Origin of the sequence: Ideonella benzenivorans (assembly GCF_020387415.1) — a bacterium.
GTDB lineage: Bacteria > Pseudomonadota > Gammaproteobacteria > Burkholderiales > Burkholderiaceae_C > Ideonella > Ideonella benzenivorans.
In genome coordinates, this window is the sequence record NZ_JAGWCB010000006.1 from 354137 (window position 1) to 369638 (window position 15502).

The 15502-nt window shown below is 69.6% G+C and carries 12 protein-coding genes; 6 read left to right on the plus strand and 6 right to left on the minus strand.

Translation table 11 applies throughout. The features are described from left to right. Window positions 1-7: 7 nt before the first annotated feature. The gene (locus KGA65_RS02495) at window positions 8-145 is read left to right on the plus strand and encodes a hypothetical protein (protein ID WP_225861556.1); all 138 of its coding nucleotides are present in this window, start codon (window positions 8-10) and stop codon (window positions 143-145) included. On the opposite strand, the gene murU is transcribed toward KGA65_RS02495, so the two are convergent. Both murU and speD read right to left on the minus strand, forming a co-directional pair. Further along, window positions 129-845, minus strand: a complete 717-nt coding sequence (gene murU, locus KGA65_RS02500; RefSeq protein WP_225861557.1) for an N-acetylmuramate alpha-1-phosphate uridylyltransferase MurU — start codon at window positions 843-845, stop codon at window positions 129-131. The genes KGA65_RS02495 and murU overlap by 17 nt on opposite strands. Beyond that, the gene (gene speD, locus KGA65_RS02505; protein WP_225861558.1) at window positions 842-1231 is read right to left on the minus strand and encodes an adenosylmethionine decarboxylase; all 390 of its coding nucleotides are present in this window, start codon (window positions 1229-1231) and stop codon (window positions 842-844) included. Before speD ends, murU begins: the two co-directional genes overlap by 4 nt. Before the next feature lie 116 nt (window positions 1232-1347). On the opposite strand from speD, the gene tkt reads away from it, so the two are divergent. The 4 genes from tkt (at window position 1348) to KGA65_RS02525 (ending at window position 8644) form a co-directional block, all read left to right on the plus strand. Then, on the plus strand, window positions 1348-3405 hold the full coding sequence (gene tkt / locus KGA65_RS02510; RefSeq protein WP_225861559.1) for a transketolase: 2058 nt from the start codon (window positions 1348-1350) through the stop codon (window positions 3403-3405). A gap of 61 nt (window positions 3406-3466) precedes the next feature. Beyond that, window positions 3467-4468: a type I glyceraldehyde-3-phosphate dehydrogenase gene (gap, locus tag KGA65_RS02515; protein ID WP_225861560.1), complete on the plus strand. Its 1002-nt coding sequence runs from the start codon at window positions 3467-3469 to the stop codon at window positions 4466-4468. A 244-nt stretch (window positions 4469-4712) separates the two neighbouring features. Continuing rightward, window positions 4713-6632 carry a S8 family peptidase gene (locus KGA65_RS02520; RefSeq protein ID WP_225861561.1) on the plus strand — a complete coding sequence of 640 codons (1920 nt, stop codon included), beginning with the start codon at window positions 4713-4715 and terminating at the stop codon, window positions 6630-6632. 119 nt (window positions 6633-6751) lie between these two features. Beyond that, window positions 6752-8644, plus strand: a complete 1893-nt coding sequence (locus tag KGA65_RS02525; RefSeq protein WP_225861562.1) for a S8 family serine peptidase — start codon at window positions 6752-6754, stop codon at window positions 8642-8644. On the opposite strand, the gene KGA65_RS02530 is transcribed toward KGA65_RS02525, so the two are convergent. From KGA65_RS02530 to KGA65_RS02540, 3 genes are read right to left on the minus strand one after another with little or no spacing between them, the layout of a single operon-like run. Beyond that, a complete protein-coding gene (locus KGA65_RS02530; protein ID WP_225861563.1) occupies window positions 8586-9254 on the minus strand; it encodes a hypothetical protein in 669 nt (222 codons plus the stop codon). The two genes, KGA65_RS02525 and KGA65_RS02530, sit on opposite strands and share 59 nt — an antisense overlap. Window position 9255: 1 nt before the next feature. After that, a complete protein-coding gene (locus KGA65_RS02535; RefSeq protein WP_225861564.1) occupies window positions 9256-10110 on the minus strand; it encodes a biotin--[acetyl-CoA-carboxylase] ligase in 855 nt (284 codons plus the stop codon). A 7-nt stretch (window positions 10111-10117) separates the two neighbouring features. Continuing rightward, entirely contained in the window at window positions 10118-10633 is a 516-nt protein-coding gene (locus tag KGA65_RS02540) for an SET domain-containing protein (RefSeq protein ID WP_225861565.1), read from the minus strand. A gap of 98 nt (window positions 10634-10731) precedes the next feature. Between KGA65_RS02540 and KGA65_RS02545 the strand changes: the two genes are divergently transcribed. Beyond that, entirely contained in the window at window positions 10732-13326 is a 2595-nt protein-coding gene (locus tag KGA65_RS02545) for a DNA topoisomerase III (protein WP_225861566.1), read from the plus strand. A 97-nt stretch (window positions 13327-13423) separates the two neighbouring features. Here KGA65_RS02545 and KGA65_RS02550 read toward each other — a convergent pair whose 3' ends face one another. Further along, window positions 13424-15361 carry a PhoX family protein gene (locus KGA65_RS02550; protein WP_225861567.1) on the minus strand — a complete coding sequence of 646 codons (1938 nt, stop codon included), beginning with the start codon at window positions 15359-15361 and terminating at the stop codon, window positions 13424-13426. Window positions 15362-15502: the final 141 nt, after the last annotated feature.

Here is a 15502-nt window from a genome sequence, read left to right on the forward strand (position 1 = left end):
CCGAGCGGTGGTCCCCTCGGCCTTCGTGGTCACCATCATCGACCCGAAGAAGGACCAGAAGGCGGCGGCCGAGGTGCTGGACCGGGAGGCCGGGGCCTCGCAGAACGGTGGCCCCCGGCCGGCCGGGCTCAGGCCGAGGCGTTGAGCGCGTCCAGGCGCGCTACGGTGCCCACGTCGGTCCAGGGACCGTCCCAGCGGCTGGCGGCCAGGCGGCCGGCGTCCAGCGCCGCTTCCAGCTTGGGGCGCAGCGCCAACCGGGTGCCGGGGGCGATGTCCGCGAACAGCCGGGGCCGGAACAGGCCCACGCTGGCCCAGGTGAACTTCTCAGTCGCATCGCGGCTGGCCAGGCCCTGCGGGGTGATGCCGAAATCCCCGCCCGGGTGGTGGGGCGCATTGGGCACCAGCCACAGCCGGGCCCAGTGCGGGCCGGCGCTGAAAGCGGCTGCCTCGGTCGCCGCAAAGGGGAAACCGGGCAGGAACACATCGCCCGACACGACCCAGAACGGCTCCTCGCCCCGCGGCGCCAGCCAGGGCAGGGCCTTGGCGATGCCGCCGGCCGTTTCCAGCGCGCCGCCGTGGTCGCGGCCTTCCATCGAGTAGTGGATCTTCAGCCCCCAGCGCGCCCCATCGCCCAGCACGGCGGGAAACTGCTCTTCCAGCCAGGCGGTGTTGATGACCACCTCGCGCACGCCGGCCGCCGCCAGCGCCGCCAGGTGGTAGGCGATCAGCGGCTGGCCATGCACGGTCAGCAGCGGCTTGGGGGTGGCGTCGGTCAGCGGGCGCATGCGCTCGCCGCGGCCGGCGGCCAGGATCAGCGCGCGCGGCGCGGGCAGGGAAGCGGTCATCGGTCGGCGGCAAAACCCCGCTGCAGGCGCTGCACCTGCTGCCGGGTGGGTTGAAAGGCGTCCAGCAGGGCCTGCAGCAGGGCTTCGGCCCGAGCGGCGTTGTCGCGGCCGAAGTTGCAGACATAGGCGTCCAGCGTCACCGCGCCGCGTTCCGGCCAGGTGTGCACCGCCAGGTGCGATTCGGCCAGCAGCACCACGCCGGTCACGCCGGCCGGGCCGGCCACCGCGGGGTGGGGCGCGAAGCGGTGGAACAGCTCGCCCACCGGCTGCAGCCCGCTGGCCTGCACGGCGGCCAGGCACCGCCGGCGCAGCGCGGCCGCGTCGGTCATTTCCGGCAGCTCGGAGGGGCAGCCGGCCAGATCGGCGGTGAGGTGCAGACCCTGCATGGCCGCACATTATCGGGCGCCGGTAAAATGGTGGGCTCCCTGCCAGGCTGGCTCGTCCGCGGCGTTCGTGCTGCACACGGGCTCCTCCCGTCCCCGAAGTCCACCGATCACCGCCCATGTCCTCCGACACCCCCAGCACCTCTGCCCTGTCCACCCACACCCTGGCCAACGCCATCCGCGCCCTGGCCATGGACGCCGTCCAGAAGGCCAATTCCGGCCACCCGGGCGCCCCGATGGGCATGGCCGAGATGGCCCAGGCCCTGTGGACCCGCCACCTCAAGCACAACCCCGCCGCGCCGCACTGGGCCGACCGGGACCGCTTCGTGCTGTCCAACGGCCATGCGTCGATGCTGCTGTACGCGCTGCTGCACCTGACCGGCTACGACCTGCCGATCGAGCAGCTGAAGGCCTTCCGCCAACTGCACAGCCTGACCCCGGGCCACCCGGAGGTGGACGTGACCCCGGGCGTGGAAACCACCACCGGCCCGCTGGGCCAGGGCGTGACCAACGCCGTGGGCATGGCGCTGGCCGAGAAGCTGCTGGCCGCCGAGTTCAACCGTGACGGCCATGCCATCGTCGACCACCACACCTATGTGTTCCTGGGCGACGGCTGCATGATGGAAGGCATCAGCCACGAGGCCTGCGCCCTGGCCGGCGCCTGGAAGCTCAACAAGCTGGTCGCGCTGTACGACGACAACGGCATCTCGATCGACGGCAAGGTGACGCCCTGGTTCGTCGACAACACCGCCCAGCGTTTCGCCGCCTATGGCTGGAACGTGATCGGCCCGGTGGACGGCCATGACGTGGACGCGCTGGACGCCGCGATCGCCCAGGCCAAGCAAAGCGCCGACCAGCCCACGCTGATCATCTGCAAGACCGCCATCGGCCAGGGCTCGCCCAACCGCGCGAACACCTCCAAGGCCCACGGCGAGCCGCTGGGCGCCGACGAGATCGCGCTGACCCGCGAGACCCTGGGCTGGTCGGCCGAGCCCTTCACCATCCCGGCCGACGTGAAGGCCGGCTGGGACGCCACCGCCGCCGGTGCCGCCGCCCAGGCCGCCTGGGACGAGCGCTTTGCCGCCTACGAGCAGGCCTTCCCGGAGCTGGCCGCCGCGTTCCTGCGCCGCATGGCCGGTGAGCTGCCGGCCGACTTCGCCGAGATCGCCGTCGAGGCCGTGGGCAACGCCCATGACAAGGCCGAGACCGTGGCCAGCCGCAAGGCCAGTCAGATCGCGCTGACCCACTTCACCGCCAAGCTGCCCGAGCTGCTGGGCGGCTCGGCCGACCTGACCGGATCGAACCTGACCAACACCCCCAGCACCCCGGCCTTCCGGGTCGATGAGGCGGGCGCAGTGGTCAAGACGGAAGATGGCCAGATCGGCCGCCACATCAACTACGGCGTGCGCGAGTTCGGCATGGCCGCCATCATGAACGGCGTGGCGCTGCACGGTGGCTACATCCCCTACGGTGGCACCTTCCTGACCTTCAGCGACTACAGCCGCAACGCCATCCGCATGGCCGCGCTGATGAAGAAGCGCGTGATCCATGTCTTCACCCACGACTCGATCGGTCTGGGCGAGGACGGCCCGACCCACCAGTCGGTGGAACACGCCGCCAGCCTGCGCCTGATCCCCGGCCTGGACGTCTGGCGCCCGGCCGACACCACCGAGACCGCGGTGGCCTGGACCATGGCCCTGGCCAACAAGCACCGCCCCAGCGCGCTGCTGCTGTCGCGCCAGGCCCTGCCCTACCTGCCCAAGACCGACGCCGACGTGATCACCCGCGGTGCCTACATCCTGGCCGAGCCGGCCGAGGTGGGCCTCAAGAAGGCCCCCAAGGCGGTCATCATCGCCACCGGCTCCGAGGTGCAGCTGGCGCTGCGCGCCCAGGAAGAGCTGGCCAAGAAGAAGATCCCGGTGCGCGTGGTCTCCATGCCCTCGACCACCGTGTTCGACCGCCAGGACCTGGACTACAAGAAGGCGGTGCTGCCGCCCAAGCTGCCGCGCATCGCCGTCGAAGCCGGCGTGACCGACTTCTGGTGGAAGTACGGCTGCGCCGCCGTGGTGGGCCTGGACCGCTTCGGCGAATCCGCCCCGGCCGGCGAGCTGTTCAAGCTGTTCGGCTTCACCGCCGAGAACATTGCGCTGACCGTGCGCAAGGTGCTGGCCAAGTAAGCCATCGCCGATCACTTCCGCTGTTCATCCCATCCTTACTGACTGACCCGGAGAGATCCCAATGACCATCAAGATCGGTATCAACGGCTTCGGCCGCATCGGCCGCATGGTGTTCCGCGCTGCGGTGCAGAACTTCGCTGACGACATCGAAGTTGTCGGCATCAACGACCTGCTGGAGCCCGACTACCTGGCCTACATGCTCAAGCACGACAGCGTGCACGGCCGCTTCCAAGGCACCGTGGCGGTCGAGGGCAACACCCTGGTGGTCAACGGCAAGAAGATCCGCCTGTCGGCCGTCAAGGACCCGGCCGAGCTGAAGTGGGACGAGGTCGGCGCCGAGGTCGTGATCGAGTCCACCGGCCTGTTCCTGACCAAGGAAACCGCCGAGAAGCACCTGAAGGCCGGCGCCAAGAAGGTCATCATGTCGGCCCCGTCCAAGGACGACACCCCGATGTTCGTCTACGGCGTGAACGACAAGACCTACGCCGGCGAGGCCATCATCTCCAACGCCTCGTGCACCACCAACTGCCTGGCGCCCGTGGCCAAGGTGCTCAACGACACCTTCGGCATCAAGCGCGGCCTGATGACCACCGTGCACGCCGCCACCGCCACCCAGAAGACCGTCGACGGCCCGTCCAACAAGGACTGGCGTGGTGGCCGCGGCATCCTGGAAAACATCATTCCCAGCTCCACCGGTGCCGCCAAGGCCGTGGGCAAGGTGATCCCCGAGCTGAACAAGAAGCTGACCGGCATGTCCTTCCGCGTGCCCACCTCCGACGTCTCGGTGGTCGACCTGACGGTCGAACTGAACAAGGAAGCCAGCTACGAGGACATCTGCGCCGCGATGAAGGCCGCCTCCGAAGGCGCGATGAAGGGCGTGCTGGGCTACACCGAGGACAAGGTGGTCTCCACCGACTTCCGCGGTGAGGCCCGCACCTCGGTGTTCGACGCCGATGCCGGCATCGCGCTGGACAAGACCTTCGTCAAGGTCGTGTCCTGGTACGACAACGAGTGGGGCTATTCGAACAAGTGCCTGGAGATGGCCCGCGTGATCGCCAAGTAAACGCTGCCGACGGTTTGTCCGTCGTCTGTGCCCACGCCCCGGGGTTTTCGAGCCCCGGGGCGTTTTGCTTTGGGCTGCCCACCAATGCCGGGATCGGCGCGCCGGGACGCACGCTTGGACACGTCCCAGCAATGTGCGCCGGTCTAGACTTCACACTGGTGCATCGTGCGCACCCTGGCGCACCCCGCTGAGAAGAGGTAGAAGCATGTGTTCGAAGCGTCCGTGGCTGGCAGCATTGGCTGCCATGCTCGCTGTCCTGACCCCGCCAGCATTGCATGGGGCCGAGCTGGGGGTGGCCCGGCAGGCGGCCCAGTCCCTGCCCGATCAAGGGCGGGTCATCGTCAAGTACCGGGCCGATGCCAGCGTGCTGTCCGCGTCCACGCTGAGCACGGCCCAGTCCAGCCGCGGCGCCATCCAGGGGGTGCAGGCGGCCAGCCGCATGGGCGCCCGGTTGGGCCTCACGCTGACCGACGGCCGCGCGCTGGGCGCGCGCACCCAGGTGCTGAAATCCGCCAGCCTGGGCAGCCAGGCGCTGGCCAAGCGGCTGGCCCAGGACAGCAATGTGGAGTGGGCGGTGGTCGATGGGCGCCGCTTCATCACCGCGGTGCCCAACGACCCGCTCTATCCGGAGGGTCTGGCCGCCACGGTCAACAACCTGACGGCCGGGCAGTGGTATCTGCGCGCCCCGACCAGCACCTACGTCTCGGCCATCAATGCGTCCGGCGCCTGGAGCGTGACCGAAGGCAGCAGCAGCGTCGTGGTGGCGGTGCTGGACACCGGCATCCGGCCGGAACATCCTGACCTGGCCGGCAAGCTGCTGTCGGGCCATGACTTCGTGTCGGACACCGTGATCGCCAACGATGGCGACGGGCGCGACAGCGACCCCACCGACCCGGGCGACTGGGTGACGCCAGCGGAATCGGGCGACACGAACAGCGTGCTGTCCGGCTGCACGGTGGAAAGCAGTTCCTGGCACGGCACCCATGTGGCGGGCATCATCGGCGCGGCCACCGACAACGGCATCGGCATGGCCGGCATTGCCCCCAATGTGATGGTCCTGCCGGTGCGGGTGCTGGGCAAGTGCGGCGGCTATGACTCCGACATCATCGCCGGCATGCAATGGGCCGCCGGGCTGAGCGTGCCGGGGGTGACCTCCAACAGCCATCCGGCCAAGGTGCTCAACCTGAGCCTGGGCTCGGCGGGTTCCTGCACCTCGGCCTATGCCGATGCGGTCAGTGCGATCAACGCCGCCGGCGCCGTGGTGGTGGCGGCGGCCGGCAATGACAGCCTGGCCGTGAACACCCCGGGCAACTGCAGTGGGGTGATCGCGGTGGGCGGGCTGCACCATGCCGGCACCAAGGCGTGGTACTCCAGCCTCGGGTCTGCCGTTGCCCTCAGCGCGCCCGGGGGCAACTGCGGGACAGGCCCCCTGTGCCAGTATGGGATCCTGACCGCCACCAACGCGGGCACCACCAGCGCCGGCACCAGCAGCTACACCAATGCGACGGACTACGCGATCGGCACCAGCTTTGCGGCGCCGATGGTGTCGGGCACCGCAGCCTTGATGTTCTCGACGAACAGCAGCCTGTCGCCGGCCACGATCCGCAGCCTGCTGCAGGCCAGCGCACGGGCCTTCCCGACCACCGGTGCGGAGGACCGCACCGCCACCAGCTGCCACGCCTCGGACGGCGTCACGACGCAGGAGGAGTGCTACTGCACCACCAGCACCTGCGGCGCCGGCATGCTGGACAGTGCCACGGCGGTTGCGGCGGCGGCCGCGGTGCTGCCGCCCACGGCCAGCATCGCCCTGGCCTCGGCCTCGGTGCCGGCCGGCAGCACGGTGACGCTGGATGGTCGCGGCTCCTCGGCGGTCAGTGATGCCAGCATCGTCAGCTACGCTTGGTCCATCACCGAGGGCAGCAGTCTGGCCAGCTTCTCGGGCGGCACCACCGGCAGCACCGCCAGCCTGGTGACCACCGGCGCGGGCACGGTGACCGTGACGCTCACGGTCACGGACAGCCACGGCCTGTCCGCCAGCACCGCGCAGACGCTGACGGTCACCGCCGCGTTTTCCGGTGGGGGCGGGGGTGGGGGCGCCATGGCGCTCTGGTGGCAGGCCGGGCTGCTGGCCCTGGGCCTGTTGCTGCGTCGCCGGTCGGTCTGAATCCCGCCTGTGGGGCAGGGAAAAGGGGGCTGAGGCCCCCTTTTTCACGTTTGAAGCACTTGGGTTGCCCGCGTGCCTGCCGATAACCGTGTCAGGATCGGAGCGATGGCATGGGCAAAATGACTTGGCGACGAAGCACGGCGGGGCTGTGCGTGGCGATGGCGATGGTGACCCTGGGCGCGGGCAGCGCCCGTGCGAGCGGCTTGCCCGTGCGCGGTTTCATCGTGCAGTTGCGCGATGCGCCGGCCAACCACCGGCCCCAGCAGGCGACGACCCAGTCCGTGCAGGCGGCGCAGCTGCGACAGCAGGGCCAGTGGCGTCAGCGCTGGCAGCAGCTGGCCCAGGGCACCGGGCTGGACCGGGACGCCGGCTGGCGGCTGCAGGTTGTGGGGGCCTCGGCCCAGCGCCTGGCCTGGAACCACCCCCTGACGGTGCAGGAACAGCGCCTGTGGCAGGCCCGGCTGGCGGCGCGCCCCGAGGTGGCCTGGGTGGTGCCGGACACGCTGGAGCCCGCGTTGCAGAGCGTCACGCCGGACGATCCCGGCTTCGCCGGCGAGACGGGGCAGTGGTGGCTGCAGCCCGTCAGTGGCAGCGACAGCCTGCCCCTGGCCGCCCGCTTGCGGGGGGTGCCGGGCATCCAGACCGCCTGGTCACGCACCACCGGCGACGCCGGGCCGGTGCTGGCGGTGCTGGACACGGGCAACACCGGCCACCCGGATCTGGCCGCCGGCCGCTGGCTGCCGGGCTTCGACATGGTGGCCGACTGGGACAGCACGACCGGCCGCGGCTATGCCAACGACGGCGACGGCCGCGATGCCGACCCCACCGATCCGGGCGATTGGGTGAGCAGCAGTGACCAGGCCCTGGATGCCGGGCGCTATGGCGACTGCGGCGTGCAGTCCAGCAGCTGGCACGGCACCACGGTGGCCGGCATCATTGCCGCCACCAGCGGCAACGGCCTGGGCGTGGCCGGGGCCAACTGGGGTGTGCGCATGCTGCCGGTGCGGGTGGCCGGCAAGTGCGGCGCCTCGGTCAGCGACATCGTGGACGGCATGCGCTGGGCGGCCGGGCTGGCGGTCTGCCAGCGCTGGACCGACAGCCAGGACCCGAATGGCTCCTGCATGCAGTGGGCGCCCACCAACCCGACGCCGGCGCGGATCGTGAATATCAGCTTCGGCGGGGCGGCCGCCTGCAATGCCGCCTACCAGAGCGCGGTCGACGAGCTGTGGGCCAAGGGCATCCTGGTTGTGGCCGCGGGCGGCAACGACCATGGCGACCCCAGCCGGCCGGCCAACTGCACCCATGTGCTGGGCGTGGCAGCGCTCAACCGCGACGGCTTCAAGGCCAACTACTCCAACTTCGGCGCAGCCCTGGGCCTGGCCACCGTCGGGGGGGACGACACCGGCGGGCGCTGGGGCAGCCTGCTGGCCGATGGCGGGCTGCTGAGCCTGGGCAACGACGGCGGCATGGCCGCCGGGGCCGGGATCTACAACCGGCATGTGGGGACGAGCTTTGCCGCGCCAGTGGTCAGCGCGGTCGCGGCCCAGATGCTGACGCTGGCGCCCACGCTGAGCGCTGCCGACCTGGTGACCGGGCTGCAGGCCAGCGCCCGGCCGCATGTGCAGTCGACCCTGATGGCCGCCTGCAGCAGCAGCAACCCGGGGCGCTGCCTGTGCACCACCGCGACCTGCGGCGCCGGCATCCTGGATGCCGACGAGGCGCTGCGCTGGGCCCAGGCGGCCGCGGCCGGGCTGAGCTACCAGGCGCCCCGCTGGCCGCAGGTGCTGATCGACAACGCCGAGTTGCGTCAGGCCGTGGCTCTGGGTCCCGACCGCGAGGCTGCCGCCGGGACCAGCACGACCACGGATGGGACGGCCAGCACGGGCGGAGGCGGTGGGCTGGGCCTGGCCGAGCTGGCCGGTCTGGGGCTGTTGTTGGCCGCCGTGTCGCGGCTCAGGGCGCCTCGTCGCAGGGTTGCCAGCCTGGCGTCCCGTCGACCGCGGCGGCACTGAGCTGGGCCGCCTGGGCGGCCGTCAGTGTCTCCACCCGCAGCAGGTGCAGCCGCTTTGGGGCCACCAGGGTCTCGACCCGGGCGGTGCGGGCACCCAGTCGGGCCACCTGGGCCTGGCGGGCCTGGGCTTCGTCCAGGCTGTTGAACTGGCCCAGCGACAGCGCCTGACTCAGGCGAGGGCGGTTGACGATTTCATCGCTGGCCATCTTCAGATTGCGCAACTCCTCCTGCTTGCGCAGCATCGCCTCGCGGCTCTTGTAGGGGCCCATCACCACGGCCCAGCGGCCGGCGCTGTCCTGGGGGTGGTCCTGCCACTGCTCGCTCTTCAGGCCCAGCTCGGTCAGCTGGCGGGTGGCCTGGGCCAGGACATCCTCGGCCAGCGGCCCGGTCTGCCGGCACACGCGCTCGGCGGGGGCCGCCGCCGCCACCGCGCTTGAGGCCGCGGGGGGGACGACCCGCACGGCCTGCGGGTTGACCTGGCGGCTCAGCCGCTCGGGTTCGCGCTGGCTGTCCGGGCTGGGCAGGCCCAGGGCATGGGCCACGCTCGGCTGCCGCCAGGCCCAGACCGCCAGGTTGGCCAGCAGCAGGACAATCAGCAGCGCACGTTGCATCTCAGACGGCAGGCACCGGGCGCACGCTCACCTCGCCGCTGACGATGCGGTACAGGGCCCCGTCGCGGCGCACCAGCAGGGCGCCGTCCTCGGCCACACCCTCGGCCTGACCCTGGGGGCAGGCGGCATCGGTGGTGGTCACGGTCTGGCCGCGCAACAGGTCGCGCTGGGCATAGTCGGCCACCAGGCCGGCAAAGCCGTCCTGTTCGAAGCGCGCCAGCATCCGGGCCAGCACGGGCATCACCCGCGCCAGCACCGCCGGTGCGTCCAGGCCGGGCAGCACTTCGCTGACCGAGGCCACCGGCTCGGGCAGGCTCAGCGGGGCGATGTTCAGGCCGATGCCGATGACGGCCATGCGCTGGTCCGCCACCTGCAGGCCCTCGATCAGGATGCCGCCCAGCTTGCGGCCGCGTCCGGGCGCATCCAGCCGCCAGAGGTCGTTGGGCCACTTCACCCCGATGGCCTGGCCTTGCGGGTCCAGGGCCTGGGCTACGGCCAGGCCCACGGCCAGCGACAGCCCGGACCAGTCGGGCCGGCGGATCGGCAGGCTCAGCGAGAAGGTCAGCGAGGCGCCCGGCAGCGATTCCCAACTGCGGCCCAGGCGGCCCCGGCCCTGGGTCTGCTGCACGGCAACCAGCAATGACGGCGCCAGGTCGCTGGCCCGCAGCGGCCGCCCCTGGGCGGCCACGGTCAGCTGGCGCAGGCGGTCCATCAGCGCGACGTTGGTCGAATCGAGCCGGTCTACCACCTCAATGGACAGGTCGGGCAGATCGCCCTGCAGCTCGTCCCACAGGGCGTGAATGCCCCAGACGCTGTGGCGGTCGGCCGGGATGGAGGAGTGGTTGGCAGTGGCCATGGTCGTCTCAGGCCCTGCGGGCGGGCCGGCGCTTGGGGCTGAGCATCGTGTGGCGGCAGTGCGGGGCGCCGCAGCGGCACTCGTAGCGCTTTTTCAGCGCCGGGGTGTAGCGCTCGTCGATGGTCAGCCCGTAGTCGTAGGAGAGCTCCTCGCCCGGGGCAATCGGGCGCAGGGCCTTGATGAAGACACGGCCGTCGTCCGTCTCCTCGGCCTCGCAGTTGGGGTCGCAGGAGTGGTTGATCCAGCGCGAGGCGTTGCCGTCGTAGAGCGCGTCGATCACCTCGCCGGTGCGCAGCTGGAAATAGAAGGTGTGCTCGGGGTTGGAGGGGTCGTGCGGGTGGCGGCGCAAGGCCTCGTCCCAGTCGATGCGGTCCCCGGTGTACTCGATCAGCACCTCGCCCGGCTCGATGGGCTGCAGCGCGAACACGCCCTTGCCATGCACCCCGCTGCGGCGGACCTGGATGCGCCGCCCGGTGGCGGCGGGCGCGGGGCGCGGGGCTTTCGCTTGCGTGGCAGGCTTCATTGGGTACATTGAATTCATGAGCGCGCGTGCGCGTGTACGCGCGAGACGGGCTGATTGTAGGCATGGCCCGAGGCGGACCCGAGAGACACACAACACCGATGAGCAAGTCACTGATCATTGCGGAAAAGCCCAGCGTGGCGCAGGACATCGTCCGAGCCCTCACGCCGGTGGCCGGCAAGTTCGAAAAACTGGCCGACCATTTCGAGAACGACCACTACGTCGTCACCTCGGCCGTGGGCCACCTGGTGGAGATCAAGGCGCCCGAGGAATACGACGTCAAACGCGGCAAGTGGAGCTTTGCCCACCTGCCGGTGGTGCCGCCGCACTTCGACCTGGCGCCGATCGACAAGGCCAAGTCGCGCCTGCAGGCGGTGGTCAAGCTGGTCAAGCGCAAGGACGTGACCCGGCTGATCAACGCCTGTGACGCGGGGCGCGAAGGGGAGCTGATCTTCCGCCTGATCGTGCAGTACGCCGGGGGTGCCAAGGGCCCGATCGACAAGCCGATCCAGCGCCTGTGGCTGCAGAGCATGACGCCGCAGGCCATCCGGGATGGCTTCGAGAAGCTGCGCAGCAACGAGCAGATGCTGGGCCTGGCCGACGCGGCGCGCAGCCGCTCGGAGGCCGACTGGCTGGTGGGCATCAACGGCACGCGGGCGATGACGGCCTTCAACTCGCGCGATGGTGGCTTCTTCCTGACCACCGTGGGCCGGGTGCAGACGCCCACGCTGTCGATCGTCGTCGAGCGCGAGGAGAAGATCCGCAAGCACGTGCCGCGCGACTACTGGGAGGTCAAGGCCGAGTTTGCCGCCCAGGCCGGGCTGTACGGGGGCAAGTGGTTCGACCCGGCCTTCAAGAAGGACCCGGGCGACGCCGACAAGCGGGCCGACCGGCTCTGGGACGAAGCCCAGGCCAAGGCGATCGTCGAGGCCGTGCGCGGCCGCAACGGCACCGTCACCGAGGAGGCCAAGCCCAGCAGCCAGGCCTGCCCCGGCCTGTACGACCTGACCACGCTGCAGCGCGAGGCCAACAGCCGCTTCGGCTTCTCGGCCAAGACCACGCTGTCGCTGGCGCAGGCGCTGTATGAGAAGCACAAGGTGCTGACCTACCCGCGGACGGATTCGCGCCATCTGCCGGAGGACTATGTGGGCGTGGTCCAGCAGACCTTCGGCATGCTGGCCGAGGAGGACCTGCCCGGCCCGCTGCAGCACCTGGCCCCCCATGCGCGCAAGGGCCTGGCGGCGGGCTACATCAAGCCCAGCAAGCGGATCTTCGACAACGCCAAGGTGTCGGACCACTTTGCCATCATCCCGACGCTGCAGGCGCCCAGGAGCCTGACCGAGGCCGAGGCGAAGATCTACGACCTGGTGGTCAAGCGCTTCATTGCCATCTTCTTTCCCTCGGCCGAGTACCTGGTCACCACCCGCATCACCAAGGTGCCGGTGGACGGCGGCAGCACGCACCACTTCCAGACCAACGGCAAGGTGCTGGTCAACCCGGGCTGGCTGGCCGTCTATGGCAAGGAGGCCCAGGACGAAGATGCCAACCTGGTGCCGGTGCAGCCGGGCGAGGGCGTGGTGACGGAGGACGTGGCCCTGGCCGCGCTGCGCACCAAGCCGCCGGCCCGCTACACCGAAGCCACGCTGCTGTCGGCGATGGAAGGGGCGGGCAAGCTGATCGACGACGACGAGCTGCGCTCCGCCATGGCCGAAAAGGGTCTGGGCACGCCAGCCACGCGCGCGGCCATCATCGAAGGTCTGATCACCGAGAAGTACATGCTGCGCGAAGGGCGCGAGCTGCTGCCCACCGCCAAGGCCTTCCAGCTGATGACGCTGCTGCGTGGCCTGGGCGTGGAGGACCTGACCAAGCCCGAGCTGACCGGCAACTGGGAGCACCAGCTGGCCGAGATGGAGCAGGGCAAGCTCTCGCGCGAGAAGTTCATGCAGGACATCGCGGCGATGGCCGAGCGCATCGTCAAGAAGGCCAAGGAGTACGACCGCGACACCATCCCGGGCGACTACGCGACGCTGCAGACGCCCTGCCCGAACTGCGGCGGCGTGGTGAAGGAGAACTACCGCCGCTTCACCTGCACCGGGGCCGATGGCCACGGCGAGGGTTGCGGTTTCTCGATCACCAAGATCCCGGCCGGGCGCAGCTTCGAGCTGCACGAGGTGGAGCAGTTCCTGCGTGACAAGCACATCGGTCCGCTGGAGGGCTTCCGCTCCAAGGCGGGCTGGCCCTTCACGGCCGAGCTCAAGCTGGTGCACGACGAGGAAGTGAAGAACTGGAAGCTGGAGTTCGACTTCGGCGAGGACACCCAGCAGGCCGAGGAAGGCGAGCCGGTGGATTTCTCCGCCCAGCAGAGCCTGGGCACCTGCCCCAAGTGCCAGGGCCATGTGTACGAGCACGGCAGCAACTACGTCTGCGAGCATGCCGTGGGCACGCCCGTCACCTGCGACTTCAAGAGCGGCAAGGTCATCCTGACCCAGCCGGTCTCGCACGAGCAGTTCAGCAAGCTGCTGGCCACCGGCAAGACCGACCTGCTGGAGAACTTCGTCTCCAACAAGACCCGGCGCAAGTTCAAGGCCTTCCTGGCCTATGACAAGAAGGAGGGCAAGGTGGTCTTCGAGTTCGAACCACGCGCACCCAAGGTGCCGGCCAAGAAGGCGGCCCGCAAGACCACTGCGGCGGAATGACGGAATGAAAAAAGGCCACGCGCCGCAAAGGCGCGTGGCCGAGGATGGAGCCGGTTCCCCTGCCCGGAGCCGGCGCGTGGGCCGGCCCCGGGTGTTCTTACTTGGACAGTTGGATCTGCGCGCTGGTGGCGGTCAGGTAGCCCACGGCGGCGCCGAAGCGGTCGTCGTAGTTCTCGCGGATGATCGGGTCCAGCGTCGCCTTCACCACGTCGTGCAGCGGGGACTCCCAGTCACCCGGGTGCTGGAAGTTGCTCATCACGTAGGTCCAGCCATTGATCTCGTCGACGGCCTGCAGGCCGGTCGATTCGGCGCCGGCGGGCACCGACAGGATGCGGCTCAGGGTCTTCGTGTCGACGTTGTAGGCCCACAGGAAGTTGTTCACGTGGTTGCCGCTGTCCTCGCCGATGAACAGGGTGCGCAGCTTTTCCGAGAACTTGATGTTGTCGGGGTTGGCGATCTTGGCGGCATTGGCCAGGTTGCCCAGCGCGTCGGCCGTGGCCAGGTCCTCACCGACCAGGGCGGCCGGGGCCTCCATGTGGGTGGAGACCCAGTCGCTGGCGATCGCGTTGCCGGCCGTGTCCTTCTGGCTGCCAGCCAGCGTGTGCTCGTACACCGCGCCGGCGTTGATCGCAGCGTCCAGCGCGATGTCGCCTTCGTTGGCCGAATTGCCGGCCACCATGCTCTTGTAGATGTAGGACATGGCCGAGTAGGCCTTCTTGTCGGCGGCGTTGACCGTCGTGCCTTCCATCTTCGTGAAGCCCAACGAGGCGCCCACCAGGGCAGCATAACGGTGGGTTTCCAGGAAGGCGGCGGCCTTTTCCATGCCGGTCTTGAGCTTGACCCAGTTCTTCTTGCCGTTGAAGAAGATCTGGGTGTAGCTGGCGTCGGCCGGGTCGCTGGTCTTCACGTCCATGATGTCGGTGGACTTGATGCCGCCGTCCACCAGGGTCTTGATTTCGGCGCTGGTGGCATGGCCCAGTTTGATCCAGCTGATGTCGCCGGCGCCCGCGCCCACGGAGGAGGTCTGGGTCCACTTGGCCGCATACAGCGTGCCGGCCGACAGGTCCTTCTCGGCGTCGGCGATGAACATGAACAGGCCGCCGTTGGTGGCGTCGTCACCCATCAGCACGGTGCGGTTGTCCGGCATGACCTGCACCAGCTCGTGCGAGATGCGGCCCAGGCAGTAGTGCTTCTGGATGCTGCCGGTGCCGTCGGCGTTCACCGTGACTTCGGGCAGGTGGCCATAGTCGTAGGGGTTGGCGGTGCTGGCGTTGCCGAACAGGTTCAGGCTGAAGCCCTGCAGCTGGCTGTTGGTGGCCAGCGTGGCATCGGGCTCGTACTCTTCGCTGGACAGGTGGGTGTTCCAGGGCGACAGGCTGGCGCCGCAGGTGATCCACAGGCCCTTGACGCCCGAGGTGTCCACGTTGTGGTACTTCACCAGGCTCAGCTTGCCGGTGTCCTGGTCCTGGTCCAGCGTCAGCACGGCGATGGGCGAGGGCAGCAGGCCGTACATCGAGGCCTGGGCCTGGTTGCGGGTGGCGTATTCGAACTGGACCACGGCGAAGACCGGCTTGCCCTTGATGCCGGTGACGGTGGTCTTGTCCAGCTGGATCAGCGAGGTGCCGTCCGGGCAGTCGGAGAAGAACTGGCGCGCCGAGCCGGCCACCGAGGCGTCCATGATCGGGTTGTTGTTGATGTCGTAGTAGCCGCCCGCGATGACCTTGCCGCCCTTGCCGTCGGGGACTTCGGCGCCGGTGATGAAGAAAGGCGCGTAGGCCAGCTCGAAGGTGCGGGTGCTCTTGTCGTCGAAGGTCACCGTCAGGCTGGAGGCCGTGTAGGTGGTGGCCATGTCGGCCGGCGTGCTCAGGCTCGGAGCGGCCATGCTGGAGAACGCCGCACTGACGTAGTTGGGGCTGTTCGAGTCGTCACAGCCGGACAGCAGGCCGGCCGCGCTCAGCGACGAGGCCAGGGGCAGCAGGGGGGCGCCGCCCAGGGCCTTGATCAGGCTGCGGCGGGAGAGTTGGATGTTGTGCATGAGAGTCGAGTCCGTTCGGGTGGCCAGACAAACGTCCGGACGTGTGGCGAAACCTGCGGCAACCTTGCCGCAGCGTGGCGACAATCTAGGGGCCGCATGTGTCGTGCTCATGACGACCCGACGCTGTCGCGCCTGTGACGT

Bases quoted from the DNA above. Each gene is read 5' to 3' on its own strand.
- KGA65_RS02530 (WP_225861563.1), bottom strand. From the start codon at position 9,254: ATGCAACGTGCGCTGCTGATTGTCCTGCTGCTGGCCAACCTGGCGGTC.
- tkt (WP_225861559.1), top strand. From the start codon at position 1,348: ATGTCCTCCGACACCCCCAGCACCTCTGCCCTGTCCACCCACACCCTG.
- KGA65_RS02535 (WP_225861564.1), bottom strand. From the start codon at position 10,110: ATGGCCACTGCCAACCACTCCTCCATCCCGGCCGACCGCCACAGCGTC.
- KGA65_RS02550 (WP_225861567.1), bottom strand. From the start codon at position 15,361: ATGCACAACATCCAACTCTCCCGCCGCAGCCTGATCAAGGCCCTGGGC.
- KGA65_RS02545 (WP_225861566.1), top strand. From the start codon at position 10,732: ATGAGCAAGTCACTGATCATTGCGGAAAAGCCCAGCGTGGCGCAGGAC.
- gap (WP_225861560.1), top strand. From the start codon at position 3,467: ATGACCATCAAGATCGGTATCAACGGCTTCGGCCGCATCGGCCGCATG.
- KGA65_RS02525 (WP_225861562.1), top strand. From the start codon at position 6,752: ATGACTTGGCGACGAAGCACGGCGGGGCTGTGCGTGGCGATGGCGATG.
- KGA65_RS02540 (WP_225861565.1), bottom strand. From the start codon at position 10,633: ATGAAGCCTGCCACGCAAGCGAAAGCCCCGCGCCCCGCGCCCGCCGCC.
- speD (WP_225861558.1), bottom strand. From the start codon at position 1,231: ATGCAGGGTCTGCACCTCACCGCCGATCTGGCCGGCTGCCCCTCCGAG.
- murU (WP_225861557.1), bottom strand. From the start codon at position 845: ATGACCGCTTCCCTGCCCGCGCCGCGCGCGCTGATCCTGGCCGCCGGC.
- KGA65_RS02520 (WP_225861561.1), top strand. From the start codon at position 4,713: ATGCTCGCTGTCCTGACCCCGCCAGCATTGCATGGGGCCGAGCTGGGG.